Raw genomic sequence first — 16,338 nt, 5'->3', positions numbered from 1 at the left:
CACACCAGGCACAGATCCGCTGCACGCAGGCCGCATTCGAGGTCGAACGTCAGAACACGTTCCAGCAAGTGCGCACACCGAAGGGGTTGGACTGATGGCAGGCAAGCGCACCGTACTGACCGTCCGGTTGCGGCGGCTGGCGGCGATGCTGCACGAGATGCGCGAGAACGCTCAGCTCAGCAAAGAAGAGGTCAGCGCGAAGACCGGGATCAACGTCACCACGCTGTACCGGATCGAGACCGCGCAGGCGCGGCCGCAGCGGCGCACCCTCATGGCGATGCTCGACCTCTACCGCATCGGCGACGAGCAGCGCGAGGACGCGCTGGAGCTGCTGTCCGACGCGCTGAAGCCCGGCATGTCACGCGCCTACGAGGGCAGCGTGTCGGAGGTCTACGCCGCCTACATCAATTTCGAGTCCGAGGCGTTGTCCGCGCGGCACTACCAAACCTCTTTCATTCCAGGCCTTTTGCAGACCTACGAGTACGCCACCGCCGTGATCGACACCTCCATGCCGAAGCTGGAGGCGTCGGTCATGGAGAGTAGGGCGAAGGCGAGGATGGATCGCGCCGTCAACCTGACCAAGGACGACCCGCTCGAACTCTGGGTCGTCCTGGACGAGGCCGCCATCCGCCGCACCGTCGGCGGGCCCGCGGTGATGCGGGGGCAGCTCGAGCGACTGCTGCAAGAGATCAAGCGCAAGAACGTAATCCTGCAGATCCTGCCGTTCGACGCGGGCGCGCACCCCGGCATGGCGGGTTCGTTCACCTTGTTGGACTTCCCCGACCCCGCCGATCCCGAGCTGGTCTATGTGGAGGGCATCGCGGGTGACGAGCTGATCGAGGGCCACTCCGAGATCCGTCGCTTCGGCGTGATCTTCGACCAGCTGCGCGCCATGGCGCTGAGCCCGCGCGACTCCGCGGCCATGATCGTGGAGGCCGCGGGGCAGATGGATCGGGAGGGCTAGCAGCCCGCCCCTGGCAGGTGAAATCCAGGCGAAATACGGCCCGGTGCACGACTATTCCGTATCGGAATGGGTACCCTCGCCCTACTGCCGAGGGGAGGACGCATGTCCGAAGTCACAGCCGATCCGACGTCCGACTCCGGGCCCGAACTCAAACGGGTAATGGGGCCGGGATTGCTCTTGTTGTTCGTCGTCGGCGACATCCTCGGCACCGGCATCTACGCGCTCACCGGCAAGGTGGCCAACGAAGTCGGCGGGGCGGTCTGGGTGCCCTTCCTGGTGGCGTTCCTGGTCGCGCTCATCACCGGTCTCAGCTATCTGGAGCTGGTCACCAAGTACCCGCACGCCGCGGGTGCGGCCCTCTACACGCACAAAGCGTTCGGCATCCACTTCCTCACGTTCATGGTCGCTTTCGCGGTGATGAGTTCCGGCATCACTTCCGCGTCCACGGCCTCGCGGGCTTTCGCGGCCAACTTCGCCGAGGCCTTCGATCCGGATCTCGGCAGCGGCACCGCGGTGACGGTGATCGCGCTGCTGTTCATGGCCGTGGTGGCGGCGATCAACCTGCGCGGGGTGAGCGAGGGTGTCAAGCTCAACGTGGTGCTCACCTGCGTGGAGCTGACCGGGCTGCTGATCGTCATCGGGATCGGCTGCTGGGCATTGGGCGTGGGCGACGGCGACTTCTCCCGCATCGTCGAATTCGACACCGGGGAGCGCAACGCGGTCGGTGGCGTCATCGTGGCCACCACGCTCGCGTTCTACGCGATGGTCGGTTTCGAGGACTCGGTGAACATGGCCGAGGAGTGCAAGGAGCCCACCCGCATCTTCCCGAAGGTGCTGCTCGCGGGACTGATCATCACCGGCCTCATCTACGTGCTGGTATCGATCAGCGCGGTCGCACTCGTGCCCGCAGACCAACTCGGCGAAGGCGACACGCCGCTACTCAAAGTGGTCCAGGTCGGCGCGCCGAGCTTCCCGACCCACATCTTCGCCTACATCACCATGTTCGCCGTCGCCAATTCGGCGCTGATCAACATGCTGATGGCCAGCCGACTGATCTACGGCATGGCCCGTCAAGGCGTGTTGCCCCGGCCGTTCGGCCGCGTGCACCAGCGGCGCCGGACGCCCGTCACCGCCATCGTCTTCACCACGCTGCTCGCGCTGGGGTTGATCCTGTTCGTCGGCGAAGTACCCGAACTCGGTGGCACCACGGCCCTGCTTCTGCTGGCGGTGTTCACGGTGGTCAACGTCGCGGTGCTGGTGTTGCGCCGAGACCCTGTGTCGCACAAGCACTTCAAGACGCCGACGCCGCTGCCGGTCGTCGGCGCGCTCAGCTGCGGCTTTCTCGTCACACCCTTCACCGACCGCAATCCGGCGCAATACGCCATCGCCGGCGTGCTGCTGGCCATCGGGGTCGCACTGTGGGGCCTGAACTACCTGGCCATTCGGGCCATGCGGGCACAACCCTTGGACAGCGGGTCATCCGCTGAGTGACCGATCGCGTTGTCGCGCCGCGGATCACCTTTTGTCGGTATGCCCGGATTCCGCAGATGACTAGTCGCCGACCGATGGGTAAGGTGGGCGCCGATGACCAGCATGGAAGCCCGTTTCGGCGATGCCACCCGGACCGTGCCCCTCCCGAACCCGTGGAATCTGACCGCTTACCTGGCCGCGGTGGCCGCCCATCGCGGACGCTCGATCAGCCTGCATCCGGTGCCCAAGGCGATGTTGGCGGACATGGGTTGCGGCGGAGGCGGCTTGTGGGTGGCACGCAAGCACGACGACATCATCGTCTACGACGCCGCGGCGACCGGCCGCAACGCCGATCACGTCATCTTGCACGAGATCGGTCACATGCTCTTGGGTCACCACAACGACCAAGAACGCGGCGATCCGTTGCCGCCCTCGTTGGCCGTCGTCCTGCCCTCGATTTCGCCGCAATCGATCGAACACGTCCTCGGCCGTGCCGAGTTCGGCGCCGATCGCGAGCGGGAGGCGGAGGTCTTCGCCGACATGACCATGGTGTACGCGACTCTGCCACGTCGGCGCCGCCGCTCGTTCCGGCTGTTCGGGCGAGGTCGGTAGCTACCAGCGGTCGTAGCGCCCGTCGGGTAGTCGTCTGGCTCCGGCACGCAGGTCGTCGATGAGATCCTGGTAACCGTCGGCCAATTCGTCGATTCGGACCCATGCGTCGTAGAAGACCGATTCCGGCGCGTGCGCCAGCGCCACGAACGCCTGAGCGGCCAGCATGGCCAGCCGGTCGACGATGTGGCCCACGGTCTCGGCGTGTTCGGGCGCACCCGGCGGCGGTATCGGCGTCGCCAGGGTGACCCAGCGGTCGATGCCGCGCACGAGTTGCACTCGACGCCGGTCGAGTTTGTCGCACCGGCTCGCGGGAGTGCGTTCGCGTGTCTGATGCAGCTGAGCCAGTTCTCCGGCCGCTTCCAGCATCGGATGATCCATGTGCGGCAAGCCCCGGAAGGCAGCCAGCAGGAGTTCTTTGCCCGGAATCACCCGGGCCTCGGACACCTGTTCCATTCTCCGGACCCCCATTCCGACCAGCGTGGACGCGTCTCGGTCGCGCCCGCGATGCCTTGCCTCGCCGGTGTCCCGGCACTGCCCGAACATCCACATATGCCCAGCGTGACCGAGAGTGGTCCGGGTCGCGTCGAATTCGATCACTTCCGCGCACGCGACACGCCCATTGACCGATTTATCCGGTCACACGCCACCCTCCAAAGCTTTGGCAAACATCCAGTGACCTTGCGTTTTTCGACGATAGAGCCATACCTCCTGGGATTATTGCCAGCCGAGACGACACGCCAGCCACGCTCCGGCGAGCCGGGCAAACCCCGACTGATGCTCACGCAACCGCGGCGAACGCGGCGGACCCGGCTTCCGGCAAGCCGCCGCCCAATACCCCGCGAGCGCGCAGACGAAAGCGTCGACCGCCACGGGGTCCACGTCGCGAGTCACTGAATGGGTGGCGATGATCGGATCCGGATCAACACCGGCGGCCGCGATCGACGGCGTGAGCGCGACGAGGTCGATCCACGCGGCGCCCCGGCAGGCACAGGCCCAATCGACCGCCAGCACCGCACCATCGGGCCGCCGCAGCATGTTGTCCGGCCGAAGATCCGTGTGCAGCAAAGTGTTTCCTTCCGCGGCCGTCGGCCACGCGGCTTCCAGCTCGGCCAATTTCGTCAGGTGACGAAGCGACCAACTGTCCAAGTCCGCCGGAGGCCCTTCCATCACGAACGTTCGCCAGCCGGTCAGCTCTGGTCCGTAGGCTTCCGCAACCGTCGGCACATCAGCCAGTGGGCTCGGAGTCAGCTCCGTCGCCAATCGCGCCACCAGCTCGAGAGTGTCTCGCAACTCCCCCGGCTCGCCGAGTCGGGGAAACGCTCCCTCGACATCGTCGAAAACCGCGACGAACCACCCCGCGATCTCCGTCGCGAACCGGCATCGCGGTGCGGGCACCGTCGCCGGGAGCCGAGCCGCGATCCGCGCTTCCTGCCGATACATCACCGCGAGACCGTCTTCCGCCTCGATCGCCTTCACAAAGGCAGCACCACCGCCGACGGTGCGCAAGCGCGCTGCCACACCGTGGCTGAACCCTCCGCGCTGATCCTCGGCAGTGTGGACGGCGTCTCCGAGCACGCGCGCTACTTCCGCCCGTACCGGCTCCGGCGCCTCGGCCCATCCGATCCGCAGAGCGGTGCCCTGGTAATCCACCATCACTCGATCGTCCGAGCCGCACCGGGAACTCACCACCGAATTACGCGCCCGCATGCGCTCGGATCGGCACTGCACCGCCGCACTTCTTCATGAGGCAAGGCCGAACGCAAGGGCGACCTCGTCACACACTGGCAAGCGCTTCGACTGAGGCAATTCAGCTTTCGCGCCTCAGGGCGTCTCCGCACTCGAGGCGCTGGCGTCTGATGGGATTGGTGCGAAATTCGAAGCGCGCGTTCCGGATGGTTCTCCCGGGCACTACCGGAGCGCTTCTATTCCCCGCGGCGCGATCGACACGCGGCGTGGCAGGTTGCCGCCCACGGCCGGAGTGCGTCATGCCTGCGGGTCGGCATCGCTTCAGGATGTGATCTCTTGCGCGTCGAGATAATCCAGACCGCCGATGTAGATGGTGTGGCCGGGGTCAGCGGTGGCGGCGGTGGCATCGGCGACCGCGGTGGCGAACTCCGTGACCGTGGGCAAGTCGCCGTGCTCGCGGCGCGCGGCGACGGCGTCGGGATTTCGGCGTTCCAGCAGTTGGACGATGATCGTGCCGTCGATCATGTCGCCGGAGACCACGTGCAGGGCGATGCCCCTGGCATCGAGTTCCGGGATCATGGCGCGCAGCGCGTCCTCGCCCGCGCGCTTGCTGGCGGCGATGGGTTCGTAGTCGGCGGGGACGGGCTTGCGGCCGTGGAAGTGCGCCTGATGGCTGGTCACGAAAACGATCCGCGCACCGGAAGGCATGTGCGGCAGGGCAAGCCGCACAAGCCGTTCCTGCGCGTCACGATTGAGGGCCATGGCGTAGTCGGGCCGGGCATCGCGCTCCAGCCCACCCGACGCGTTCAGCACGAGCACATCGAGACGGCCGAACTCCTCGGCGATCTCGCCGACCAAAGCCCGGGCCGAATCCGCGTCGGCGATGTCGGCGCCCGCCGTCGAGGCACTGCCGCCCGCCTGCCGAATCGACCCCGCCAGCGCGTCGGCCCGCTTCGCCTTCTCCCGGTAATTGATCACCACATGGTCGCCGCGCGTCGCGAGCACCCGGGCGGTCTCCGCGCCGATCCCGCGGGAGGCGCCCGTGATCAGAACGATTCGCCGACCGGTCCTCTCGTCCACCGTCACCCTTTCGGTCCGCCCGGCACTCGGGCCAGTGCTTCTGATTCAGAACCACTATGCTGGTTCTAAATGAGAAGCGCAAACGAACCCAAGCCGCCGCGTGGGCGGGACGACCCGGCGAACGCGCCGTTACTGGCCACGATGGACTTACTCGGCCAACGCTGGATCCTGCGCATCCTGTGGGAACTGGAACCCGACCGCCTCGGCTTCCTCGAACTGCGCCGACGGATGGGCAACTGCTCCTCGAGCATGCTTTCGGTCCGCCTGCAACACCTGCAATCCGCGGGCCTCATCGCGAAGAACCCCGACAAGTCCTATGAACTGACCACCGCGGGAGCCGAACTCGGCACGGCACTCGGATCGGTCTGGGACTGGTCGCGCCGCTGGCGCGTGACCCCCATCGAGGCCGGGGCCGACTGACTCGCGCCAGGCTCGACGGTTCGCGGTTCCGCGAGTGGCGACCTCGTATGCGTGAGACGCGAATCACAGCATGGTCAGGATGAAGGAACCGTTCACCGGCGCGTTTTCCCCCACCCTTGGCCCCTCTGTTAGAGCACGTCCGAGTGACAGGCGACGGCCGTGTGCTCTACCTCGACCAGTCGCGAAACTTTCGCGACACCGCCCGAAGGCGGAGACCCGGCCGCCGATGCTGGATCTGTTCATCGCGATCCTGCCGCAAGTGCTGAAGCTCGTCGATGCTTTCACGTGGCCGGCGCACATACGCGGCCGGATGTCGAGCGCTTCGGTCTGCCCGTCCAGTTGCCACGTCCTGCGGTTGTGCACCACCTGATTCGCGGCGGGCAACACCGACAGCCCTGCGGAGTCGCGGACACTGCGCCCTGGTGGGCTGCCGCAACTTCGGCTTTCCCGCAGCTCCGCGGCGTGCGCATCGCGTTCCAGCAGCGGAACACATGGACGGCGATGGTTGCTCCACCCGCGAAGTTGACCTTCGAGTTGGTTGAGGCTCCATGATGGCCGGGTGGTGAGTACGGAGTCGACAGGGTTGATCACGATCGGCGTGCTCGCGCGAGCCAGCGGGCTCACAGCGAGCGCGCTGCGGTTCTACGACGACTGCGGCCTGCTCGTTCCGGCCAGAGTCGATCCGCTGACCGGATACCGCTACTACACCGAGGCGCAGCGGGAGCGGGCGGTGCTCATCCGGCAGCTGCGCTCGATCGATCTGCCGCTGGACACCATCGCGGAGATCCTCGCCGGTGACACCGACCGGGCACGATACCTGCTCGATCGTCACGTCGCGGAACTGGCGCGGCGAGCGGACGAGGCCGCGCGCGTCGCCGCCGTGGTCGAACAGTCGCTCGGCACGCAGGTGGCGATCGATGCGGCGACGCTGGCCGAGGCGCTCGACCAGGTCCGCACCGCGGTGGCCCGTACCCGCGAGATACCCGTGCTGGCCGGTGTTCTGCTGGAAGCGGGCGCCAACGCGGTAACCCTGACCGCGACCGATCGCTACCGGCTGTGCACCCGCACCGTGGTGGCGACCCGGCAGCACGGCGGCGAGTGGTCCGTGGTGCTCGATTCGAACGGGCTCGAGTCGATCACCGACCGATTGCGCGGCATGGACGAGGTCGTTGCCGCACCGTCCGGCGGCGGGCTGCTTCTGACAGGAGGCGGCGCGCAACACCGACCTGCCGTCATCGACGCTCCCTTCCCCGACCACCGCGCCTTGCTGGCGGGATTGGGACCGGTGCGCACCAGGGTGGTCGTCGCCCGGCATTTGATGCTGCGGGTTCTCGAGGAATCGGATGAAGCACTGCAATTCGCGATTGATCCGACCGAAATCTCGGTATCGGTGCCGGGGGATGTGCAGAGCCTGCCCGCGAAGGTGACCGGCTTCGCCGTCACACTGTCGTTCGACCCCGCGACACTGCTGCCCGCCGTCCACACCGCGCTCGGCCCCGACCTCATGCTCGACATCATCGCCGCCGATCAGCCGGTGGTGCTGCGCTCTGCCACCGACGGAGACCTCACCACCCTGGCCATGCCGGTCCGGTCTCTCCACCACAACGTCTCCGTATAAGTCGTCCGCGCCGACGGCCATCGCCCGCGCAAACCACTGCGCGGCACGTGCCACCGCGTCCCTCCCGCTCTGTTGGCACCGCGATCCGATCACCCATCTCGGAATCGCAGGTGCCCGCCCACAGCCACTACTTCCGATCGATCACCCATCTCGGAATCGCAAGTTCCCGCCCACCGCCACTACTTCCGATCGATCACCCATCTCGGAATCGCAAGTTCCCGCCCACCGCCACTACTTCCGATCGATCACCCATCTCGGAATCGCAAGTTCCCGCCCACCGCCACTACTTCCGATCGATCGGCCGCCCGACGCCGACCGTTCGGCCTCGCACACGAAACGATCCGCGTCCATCCCCCACCTGAAGGAGTTCCGCATGAACGACCACACCATGAACACCATCACCAGCGCCGTCGCACTCGGCCGCGAAGGCCGTCCGGACGACGCGCGGGAAGCTCTGCTCGCCGTATGGGCCTCGCTCGGCCCACAGGGCGACCCACTGCACCGGTGCACCCTCGCCCACTACCTGGCCGACTTGTACGACGACGCCGCCGAAGCGCTCACCTGGGACATCCGCGCACTGGACGCCGCCGACAGCCTTTCGGACGCTCGCGCTCGAACCTTCGACGAATCACTGCGGGTGACCGCGTTCTACCCGTCGCTGCACCTCAATCTCGCCGACGACTATCGCAGGCTCGGCTCGTTCGACGCCGCACAGCGCGAAATCGATGCCGCTCGCACACGTCTGCACACGCTCGCCGACGACGGCTACGGGGCGACGATCCGAACGGCGGTCGACGAAGTCGAGTCGGCTATCCGCGAACGGCGCACCGAACCCCGGGCCTCGGCCCCGAACGGAGGCCGCTGAAGCGCGAGCAGCCCGCACCGATTCGGTGCGGGCTGCTGCGGAGCGCGACTACTTCAAGCGAAGCTTGCCGAACAGACCGTCCTTCTCGTCGTCCGGTCCCGCGGTGAAGTACAGCGAGTCGGCGTCACCGAGGCTCTCGCCGTTGCCGAACATCAGCGCCCACAGTCCTTCGATGGCGACCGGCTTGCCGTCGGCATCGCGCAGGTAGTCGGCGAACTTGCCGGTGGTGTCGTCGTAGGCCAGCACGTGCCCCGCGCCGCCGAAGTTGCCGACCAGCAGTTTGCCGCTGAGCGGACCGAACCCGTCCGGCGCGATCGTCACCGCCCACGGGGCGTTGAGGCGCTTGCCGTCGTCGATGATCCGCACCAGTTTGCCGCCTGCGTCGAACTCGGCGAGCTTGCCCTTGTCCGGCTTGCCGCCCTCTTTGTCCTTGTCCAGCGAGTCCTCCTCACCGGCATCGAACTTGGTCGCATCCTTCTCGTCCGGCTGGGTGGTGGCATAGGCGACGAAGACCCGGTTGCCGATGGTCGAGACGTTGAACGGCGCGGGATCGCCGGGCTTGGCCTTCTTGCCCTTTTCCGGCGCGGCCGGGTCGATCGCGTCGCCGGTGGCGAACGGGTTGGCGAAGCCGGTGGTCGGGATCAGCTGCCAGTTCTTGTCGAACGTCCGCACCTGCGGGTCGGCGCCGAAATCCGCGGCCAGCAGCTTGTCACCGGAGGGAGCCAGCGCGATCCCGAAGAACTGCATCCCCTGCGACTGGCCGTCGAAGACCAGGTTGGCGGGGCCGTCGTGGCGCACGATCCGGCCCTCGAAGCCCAGCTCGGTCCAGGCGGAGATCTTGCCGGAGTCGGTGGCGAAGATGAACCGCGCCGAACCGTTCAGCGGCCCGCCTTCCTCCTCCACCGGCTGGTCGTGGACGACGAACAGGTCGGAGGTGATCGGCGCCGGGTTGAACACCACGCCGGTGGTCTTGCCCGCGCTCTTGTCCGAGGTGTCGGCGTCGGCGCCGGGGATGGTGACGATCTTCAGCGGGTCCTGGAAGAGCTTGTGCACTTTGTCGTCCGAGGACTTGGTCACGTCACCGACGAACTGGAACGACTTGCCGCCCGCGCCGACCCAGAAGTGCCCACCGGCGCCCTTGGGGCGGTTGGCCAGCCCCCAGGCGTTCACCAGGTCGGGGAAAACGAACTGCGCCTTGTACTCCGCGTTGTTGGCCGCGAGATTGGTCTGGACGTATTTGTTGCCGTCGAGCGCGGGCACCTCGTCCGACTTCGAGTCCGAGCAGCCGGCCGCCACGACCAGCGCGACGCCAAGCGCCGACGCGCGCAGCAGACCACTTCGGGTCCGCGACCGGGGCGTACCGCCACGGCGCGACTCATTCCAGCGTCCGTTCAACTTCTTGTTTCCTTTCCGACCACACCACATTGGTGATAAGGCGAAGCTAACCTTAGCCTGCGGCAAATTCGGGAGTACCCGAACGGTTCGATGAGGACGGGTTTAGGCTGTTCGCCGTGGCCGAACCCCAGCCTGCGATTGCCCTGCACCCCGATATCGCTCCGCTCGCTCCACTGCTCGGCACGTGGCGCGGTAATGGGCAGGGTGAATACCCGACCATTCAGCCGTTCGGCTATGTCGAGGAAATCCGGTTCGGCCATCTCGGCCGCCCGTTCCTCACCTACCGGCAGAAGACCCGCGCCACCGACGACGGCAGGCCGCTACACGCCGAAACGGGCTATCTGCGTTGCCCGCGCCCCGACCGCGTCGAATTGATCCTCGCCCATCCCACCGGCATCACGGAAATCTGCGAGGGCTCGCTCGCCGTCGAGGACGGCACGCTGCGCATGGAATTGGACTCCACCGCTCTCGGCCGCAGCGGCACGGCGAAACTCGTGACCGCCCTCGGCCGATCGCTGCACCTCTCCGGCGACACCATCGACTACACACTTCGGATGGCGGCGGTCGGCGAACCACTGCAACATCACCTCGCCGCCACCCTGCTACGGAACTGACCCGGGCCGGAAAACGCTCGGCAACCGGCGCCGCCCACTGCTCAACTCGCTGACCAGGTCTTCGTAAGCGACCGCCGATTCGGCCAGCCGCTCCCACGCGAACCACAGGTCCCACTCCTGGTCGTCGGCCATGGCCGCGTGCGCGTACGCGCTCAGCCGCGCCAGGCGGTCGACCACCGAGCCGAACGATTCGGTGTGCAGATAGGCTCCGCCGCGCGCGGTGGGCAAACGAACCTCGACCCAGCGGTCGATGTCCCGAATCAGCCGTGACCGGCGCTCATCGCCGCCGCAACTACATTCCCCATCCACCCGGATGCGGCGAATATGGAGGTCAGCCAAGGTGCGCGCCCGCAGCAGCACGGGATGTCCCGGTGGCGGCACGTCTTCTCTACAGGCGCGCAGTAGTTGACTTCGCGTCGGCAGTCCTTCGCTCATACCGCACCTTTCCCACCCGCGCGGGCCAGCACGCAGTTCACGATCACCATCCCGGACGGACGAAACGTATCCCGCGGCGCTACCACCCACCGGCGGAATACTCCGTTCGCGTCAGCGGGTGACGGCAGCGCGATTTCACTGCCGAACGGCACGATCGAAACGTCGATCCGGAACAACGCGGCGAACAACCGCACGTCGTCGGGTAGATCCGGTCGGCACAGGAAAGTCCATCGGCGAGAACGGATATGCGCGATCACCGGCCCGATCGCCTGGCCACGGAAAAGCATATCGTCGCGCACGCGCTGCCCCAGCCTGTCGGGCATCGTGATCCCGCCCACCACGCCCGCCTTCACGACGATGCGGCCGATCTCCGGATGTATACCGGCGGGCAACCCACAGGTGCGGCGGTAAAACGCGCAGCGGGACGCGGGAGTGTCCGCGAATGCCGCATGATTCATTCGCCAGCCTCGATTCACATAGTTCGGTACGCGAAATCCCGGTCGCTGGACCTGGAACCGTTGGCGCGGTTAAGGTTTCAGCACTTCTTCGATTGGGTCCGGGCGCGTTCAGTGAAGCACCGGATATCGCTGGGCGGGAATGTTCTCAGTGGTGGAATCGGGCGGAAACGGCCCAGGTTCCAAGGCCCCCCGCCACAAGGTTCCAGTTAGGTACCTGACCAATACTTAGACTACGAAAGGGATTTCGTCGTGAGTTCAACCGGATCCAGTCTCCCCCGCCGCATGCTGGGGAGGCAGCTGCGCGAGCTGCGGATCGAGTCAGGCGTCAGCGCGGAGTACGCCCGCGACGCGATCGGCGTGGGCAAACAAACCCTATGGCGGATGGAGACCGGGCAACCGGTCCGGCTGAACCCGCTCTTCATCGAACGGTTGTGCAGGGTGTATGGGGCGTCGGAGGATGTGACCGACATGCTGCTCGGCCTCACCGAGGAAGCGAGTCGCACCGGCTGGTGGCATGCCTACGGAGATGCGATCCCCGCACATTTCGACCTGTTCGTCGGCTTGGAGGCGGCAGCGAAGCAGATCTTCTCCTATCAGACGACACTGCTGCCCGGCCTGTTGCAGACTGCCGAGTACCGACGTGCCATGACTTGGGCTGAAGCGCCCTCGATGCCCACCGCAGAGGTCGAACGTCGCATCGAGATGTTCCTCCTCCGACGGGCGCGTCTGACGGCCGCCGAGAACCCGCTTCGGTTTGAAGCGGTCATCGATGAGGGCATGCTGCACCGAGCCATAGGCGGTCCCGCAGTAATGGCCGACCAACTCGGACATCTCGAAAAGGTCGGTCAGATTCCGAACATCTCGGTTCGCATCATTCCCCTCAACGCGGAGGCATATCCCGGGTTGGCAGTCGGCTCGTTCGTCCTGCTGGACTTCCCCCGCCATCCGACCGCACACCTGACCGAACCCTCGGTTGTGTACGTACAGGGCCACACCGGGGCCCTGTACCTTGAAAAGTCCGACGAGGTTCGACAGTACGAGCAGGCCCGGGTCGATCTCCAACGGTCAGCGTTGGATGAGTCCCGCAGCCGCGACCTCATCCGCAAGATCGCGAAGGAGTACGCGCCATGAGCGCAGAGCTAGCGATGGCTACTTGGTTCAAAAGCACACACAGCAGTCCCAGCCAAGACTGCGTCGAGGTCGCCTTCTTCAGTGGTGGATCCGTGGGCGTACGTGACTCGAAGAACCCCGACGGCCGAATCCTCACATTCACCCACGAGGCGTGGGCCTCCTTCAAAGTGTGCATAGCCAGCAACGAACTGGGCTGACGGTTGCGACGAAGCCGTAGCGGCGGCCGAATCCTGTTTGTTCGCATACCCTCGCCCACACCTTCTGCGCTGCGGCCGGAGTCGCTTGCACGGGGACAAACCCCCCGGTAGCGTCGAGTTCCGCTACAGGGGGCGGGGAGCCGGTCCGTTCCCGACGAGGCCAGACAGCCAACCGGTGCAAGGGGAGCCGATGAGTGGTATGCGCACACCTGTACAACTGACGGCGCTGACCGCCGGTGCTGTGTTCGTGCTGACCGGCTGCGGGCTGTTGGTTGGCGGCAACAGCCAGCCGACGGGCAACGCAACCACTACGGGAAAGCCCAGTGTGGCGGCGGATGTCCCATCGGGCTATGACACCTGCAAAGACATCCCGCAGTCCGTGCTGGACTCGGAAAAATTGCGACGACGAGACAGGGCTGACTCAGATGCGTCCGGCGGCATCAAGTGGCGTGGATGCCGCTACGGACGCACAGACGGCTACTTCGCAACCATCACCACGACCAACATCACCGTTGCGATGACCCGTGCCAAGAATTTCGCCGATGCTGCGGAATTCACCGTCAACGGCCGTGAGGCACTCACGACCCGCCAGACAGATGGCAACCGAGATGAGGCCTGCGTTGCAAACGTGGCGATGAACGGGGGGAGCCTCGACGTCAGTGTATTGAACCCGGCGTCGAATCGCGATACGGGACAGATCGATTCGTGTGTCATTGCCCGGATACTCGCTGAAAAAATAGTTCCGACCATGCCCGCCAATGCATGAGCCGAACTGATCAGATTCGTCGGGAGGGAAAAACATATGAGCGACGACAACACGCCGAAGGCGCGGCCGATGGCCAACATGATCTCGGCTGCGCAGGAGGGGCAGTTCTCAGTTGAGATGAAGGCTGAGGACTTCATCTATCTCGACCGTGACTGCGACTACTTCAAGGACAACATCCGCGACATACAGTCCATCATGAACGAAGTGGCCCGCCAGCCTCATTGGGGGCTCGGCGAGCAGGCCGACGGGATGGTGTCGGCACAAACCCTGGTGGACAGGTTCAAGAAGAAGGCGAACCTGGCCGACGACCGCAACAGTGTCTCAGAAATTCTCGATGATCATTATCGCATCGTCGAGGACATCCAACAGACCTACCGGATCGTTCGCGATCGAATGATGCAGGCGGACAGCGAATTCGCGGCAGAGTTCAACCGACTGAACACCACACTGCCGGAGCGCCCACCTGTCCAGCTTCCCTACGGGCCGGTGTCGCTCCCGGATGGAACAGGCAGATGACCGGTTACGAGAACACACGCATCCCGAGCGGCGGCGAGCACCCCGACGGCTGGGAACATTCGCGGATCAAGAACACGTTCGAACCTCTCGACACGACCGACGCAGTCAACCAATCGACGAAGTACTGGCAGGCTCGCACCCAGTGGGAGCAGGGTGTCGAAACCTTCGCCCGCTCCGTCCAAGCTTCCATCGCTCAAGCCTGGTCCGGGCCAGCAGCGGAGCAATCCAAAAACGCGATCGCCAAATACACCAGCGACGCACAAGATCTGACGCCGTCCCTCGAGGAGTTGTACTGCCGGGTCCGCGACGCCGCCACCGCGATCGCCAATACTAGGAAGGCGCTCCCCGACCTCGTCAATTTCACGTTCGGCGAGCGCATCTTCCACCCGACACGCTGGAGCCTGAGCGGCGAACGATCCGAGGCGGAACAGTCGGCGCGGGTCGCGATGAAGGAATACTACGTACAACCGTTCAGCGAGATGGACGGCAAGATTCCGGTGCTGCCCACTCCGGTCGGCCCGACCGCGTCGGTGGACATCCCAGCGCCCCCTCCAGGCGGATACCACAGCGACGATAGCGGCGGCCCCTCGTCGAACGACTCCGGCAACGGTCCTACCAGCACCGATTCCGGTACTCCCGGCGATAAGGACGGCGACGGCAAGCCCGAGACGACGAGCGCCGAAGAACAGCAGCAGTCCACCGACGAGTCGACCCAGAACCAGCAATCCTCCGACACGACGGCGTCCGATACCACGACCAAGCCCGCAGGCGTGGACCCCACGTCGACGACTCCCGCCTCCACCACGGACCCGACGAAGACCACGTCGACGGGCACCCCGACCCCGCACAGCCCGGGCACACCGGGCAGCCCCGGCACGCCCGGCACAACGAACCAGCCGCAACCGGGACGCAGCATCGCGGGCGCACCGGGAACGCCGAACACATCAATGAATCCGGCAGCCGCGGCGCGGACCACCTCCGTACTGCGAGGCACGAGCGGAACGTCGGGCATGATGCCGCACGGCTCTCGCGGCAGCGGTAAGGACGATGAATCCGAGCACAAGACACCGGACTACCTGATCACCCAGGAGAACACCGACGAGCTGCTCGGCGAGCCCCCGAGAACGCTGCCCGGCGGCGTCATCGGTGGCACCCCCGACTGACTGCCCGCACACTTCTCGACTCGGCGCACGCCCGCATCCACAGGTAGCGGGCGTGCGTGGATAGTGGCCGCTCCGACGCGGCCGGATTGGACCTCACATGGCTGAATGGACCTGGGAACCGGACGATTTCGCCGCTCTCTGGTACGGCGACGCGCACGATCGCATCCCCAGCCCACTGCGCTACACCAGCCGTTTCGCCTTCCGCGACGACTTCGCCGCCCACCGCACCGCCGTATGGCAGCGCTACTCCGCGGACGAACTAGACGAGATCGCCGCGGCCTTCCGCACCCTCGGCGACTCCGATCTCCGGATCGAAATCCTCGGCGGCACCTGCAAGCACAAGAACAGCACCGGCCCCGACGACATCCGCGAGTACCGGATCCTCGGCGCCCGCGACAGCTACCGCGCCGTCGTCCTCAGCCAAGCGGGCAACCAACACGAGCACGGCCCGATCCGCGGCCGCATCTTCCCCGCCGAACAACTCCCGGCACGCCTCGTCAACGCCATCCCCGCCTGCGCTCCCGGAGGGGAGAAACCCGCCACCTTCCACCCCGACGACCTGATCCCCCGCCGCGGCACCTACCTCCAGGACAACGCCCGCAACACCCCCCGCGAGCAATACCAGCGCCTCCTCGGCCGCCCCGTCGACGGCGGCGGCACCGCCGTCCTCATCACCGCCCCCCTGCACACCCACACCAAACCCACCAAAGTCCTCCAGTGGCACGACATCACCACCGACGGCCGCTACACCGAACACCGCACCGACCACATCACCGTCCGCCCCACCACCCCCACCGACCTGACCACCCACTTCACAACCTGGATCGACCAAGCCCTCCAACACCTCGAAGCCGCCCGCCCCGAAAGCTGGTAGCAATCCATTGGAACCGAACCGGGTCCCGCGGCGTCCAACTAGTTCAGATAACCGCTGTAGGTCGCTCAAGAGCG

The 16,338-nt window shown here is 66.0% G+C and carries 20 protein-coding genes; 14 read left to right on the top strand and 6 right to left on the bottom strand.

Going from position 1 to position 16,338, the window contains the following annotated elements:
* Positions 1-94 precede the first annotated feature (94 nt).
* From ACL03I_RS03395 to ACL03I_RS03385, 3 genes are all read left to right on the top strand, one after another.
* Positions 95-964, top strand: coding sequence for a helix-turn-helix domain-containing protein (locus tag ACL03I_RS03395; protein WP_355070013.1), 870 nt, complete (start codon positions 95-97; stop codon positions 962-964).
* Between the two features lie 102 nt (positions 965-1,066).
* Complete coding sequence (locus tag ACL03I_RS03390; protein ID WP_355070011.1) at positions 1,067-2,455, top strand: APC family permease; 1,389 nt, start codon at positions 1,067-1,069, stop codon at positions 2,453-2,455.
* A 93-nt stretch (positions 2,456-2,548) separates the two neighbouring features.
* Positions 2,549-3,046: a hypothetical protein gene (locus ACL03I_RS03385; RefSeq protein WP_412805121.1), complete on the top strand. Its 498-nt coding sequence runs from the start codon at positions 2,549-2,551 to the stop codon at positions 3,044-3,046.
* Here the strand turns inward: ACL03I_RS03385 and ACL03I_RS03380 are convergent, their stop codons facing one another.
* The 3 genes from ACL03I_RS03380 to ACL03I_RS03370 form a co-directional block, all read right to left on the bottom strand.
* Entirely contained in the window at positions 3,047-3,499 is a 453-nt protein-coding gene (locus tag ACL03I_RS03380; RefSeq protein ID WP_397076695.1) for a DUF4254 domain-containing protein, read from the bottom strand.
* 261 nt (positions 3,500-3,760) lie between these two features.
* On the bottom strand, positions 3,761-4,699 hold the full coding sequence (locus tag ACL03I_RS03375; RefSeq protein ID WP_412805120.1) for a phosphotransferase: 939 nt from the start codon (positions 4,697-4,699) through the stop codon (positions 3,761-3,763).
* A gap of 354 nt (positions 4,700-5,053) precedes the next feature.
* The gene (locus tag ACL03I_RS03370) at positions 5,054-5,818 is read right to left on the bottom strand and encodes an SDR family oxidoreductase (protein ID WP_412805119.1); all 765 of its coding nucleotides are present in this window, start codon (positions 5,816-5,818) and stop codon (positions 5,054-5,056) included.
* Positions 5,819-5,881: 63 nt separating this feature from the next.
* On the opposite strand from ACL03I_RS03370, the gene ACL03I_RS03365 reads away from it, so the two are divergent.
* The 4 genes from ACL03I_RS03365 (at position 5,882) to ACL03I_RS03350 (ending at position 8,715) form a co-directional block, all read left to right on the top strand.
* Complete coding sequence (locus ACL03I_RS03365; protein WP_355070001.1) at positions 5,882-6,232, top strand: winged helix-turn-helix transcriptional regulator; 351 nt, start codon at positions 5,882-5,884, stop codon at positions 6,230-6,232.
* A 226-nt stretch (positions 6,233-6,458) separates the two neighbouring features.
* A complete protein-coding gene (locus ACL03I_RS03360; RefSeq protein WP_355069999.1) occupies positions 6,459-6,602 on the top strand; it encodes a hypothetical protein in 144 nt (47 codons plus the stop codon).
* Positions 6,603-6,791: 189 nt separating this feature from the next.
* Complete coding sequence (locus tag ACL03I_RS03355; protein ID WP_412805118.1) at positions 6,792-7,850, top strand: DNA polymerase III subunit beta family protein; 1,059 nt, start codon at positions 6,792-6,794, stop codon at positions 7,848-7,850.
* 373 nt (positions 7,851-8,223) lie between these two features.
* Positions 8,224-8,715 (top strand): hypothetical protein, encoded by a 492-nt coding sequence (locus tag ACL03I_RS03350; protein WP_364427082.1) that lies wholly within the window; start codon positions 8,224-8,226, stop codon positions 8,713-8,715.
* Between the two features lie 48 nt (positions 8,716-8,763).
* Here ACL03I_RS03350 and ACL03I_RS03345 read toward each other — a convergent pair whose 3' ends face one another.
* Entirely contained in the window at positions 8,764-10,110 is a 1,347-nt protein-coding gene (locus ACL03I_RS03345; protein ID WP_379251431.1) for a TIGR03118 family protein, read from the bottom strand.
* Between the two features lie 107 nt (positions 10,111-10,217).
* Here ACL03I_RS03345 and ACL03I_RS03340 point away from each other — a divergent pair, with 107 nt between their 5' ends.
* Entirely contained in the window at positions 10,218-10,724 is a 507-nt protein-coding gene (locus ACL03I_RS03340) for a peroxynitrite isomerase (RefSeq protein WP_412805199.1), read from the top strand.
* Here the strand turns inward: ACL03I_RS03340 and ACL03I_RS03335 are convergent.
* Together ACL03I_RS03335 and ACL03I_RS03330 are read right to left on the bottom strand one after the other, a co-directional pair.
* Complete coding sequence (locus ACL03I_RS03335; protein ID WP_355069991.1) at positions 10,713-11,159, bottom strand: DUF4254 domain-containing protein; 447 nt, start codon at positions 11,157-11,159, stop codon at positions 10,713-10,715. The two genes, ACL03I_RS03340 and ACL03I_RS03335, sit on opposite strands and share 12 nt — an antisense overlap.
* Complete coding sequence (locus tag ACL03I_RS03330; RefSeq protein WP_412805117.1) at positions 11,156-11,617, bottom strand: DNA-directed RNA polymerase subunit beta; 462 nt, start codon at positions 11,615-11,617, stop codon at positions 11,156-11,158. Before ACL03I_RS03330 ends, ACL03I_RS03335 begins: the two co-directional genes overlap by 4 nt.
* A 249-nt stretch (positions 11,618-11,866) precedes the next feature.
* On the opposite strand from ACL03I_RS03330, the gene ACL03I_RS03325 reads away from it, so the two are divergent.
* The 6 genes from ACL03I_RS03325 (at position 11,867) to ACL03I_RS03300 (ending at position 16,264) form a co-directional block, all read left to right on the top strand.
* The gene (locus tag ACL03I_RS03325) at positions 11,867-12,748 is read left to right on the top strand and encodes a helix-turn-helix domain-containing protein (protein WP_412805116.1); all 882 of its coding nucleotides are present in this window, start codon (positions 11,867-11,869) and stop codon (positions 12,746-12,748) included.
* Positions 12,745-12,945 (top strand): DUF397 domain-containing protein, encoded by a 201-nt coding sequence (locus tag ACL03I_RS03320; RefSeq protein WP_412805115.1) that lies wholly within the window; start codon positions 12,745-12,747, stop codon positions 12,943-12,945. The genes ACL03I_RS03325 and ACL03I_RS03320 overlap by 4 nt, the downstream gene beginning before the upstream one ends.
* Positions 12,946-13,135: 190 nt before the next feature.
* Entirely contained in the window at positions 13,136-13,711 is a 576-nt protein-coding gene (locus ACL03I_RS03315) for a DUF3558 domain-containing protein (RefSeq protein ID WP_412805114.1), read from the top strand.
* A 36-nt stretch (positions 13,712-13,747) separates the two neighbouring features.
* Positions 13,748-14,227 (top strand): hypothetical protein, encoded by a 480-nt coding sequence (locus tag ACL03I_RS03310; RefSeq protein ID WP_412805113.1) that lies wholly within the window; start codon positions 13,748-13,750, stop codon positions 14,225-14,227.
* The gene (locus ACL03I_RS03305; protein WP_412805112.1) at positions 14,224-15,390 is read left to right on the top strand and encodes a WXG100 family type VII secretion target; all 1,167 of its coding nucleotides are present in this window, start codon (positions 14,224-14,226) and stop codon (positions 15,388-15,390) included. The genes ACL03I_RS03310 and ACL03I_RS03305 overlap by 4 nt, the downstream gene beginning before the upstream one ends.
* A 97-nt stretch (positions 15,391-15,487) precedes the next feature.
* Positions 15,488-16,264: an ESX secretion-associated protein EspG gene (locus ACL03I_RS03300; protein WP_412805111.1), complete on the top strand. Its 777-nt coding sequence runs from the start codon at positions 15,488-15,490 to the stop codon at positions 16,262-16,264.
* The last annotated feature ends 74 nt before the right edge of the window (positions 16,265-16,338 follow it).

Origin of the sequence: Nocardia sichangensis (assembly GCF_047200615.1) — a bacterium.
GTDB classification, from domain to species: Bacteria; Actinomycetota; Actinomycetes; order Mycobacteriales; family Mycobacteriaceae; genus Nocardia; species Nocardia sichangensis.
This window is presented reverse-complemented; position numbering and strand designations above follow the sequence as displayed.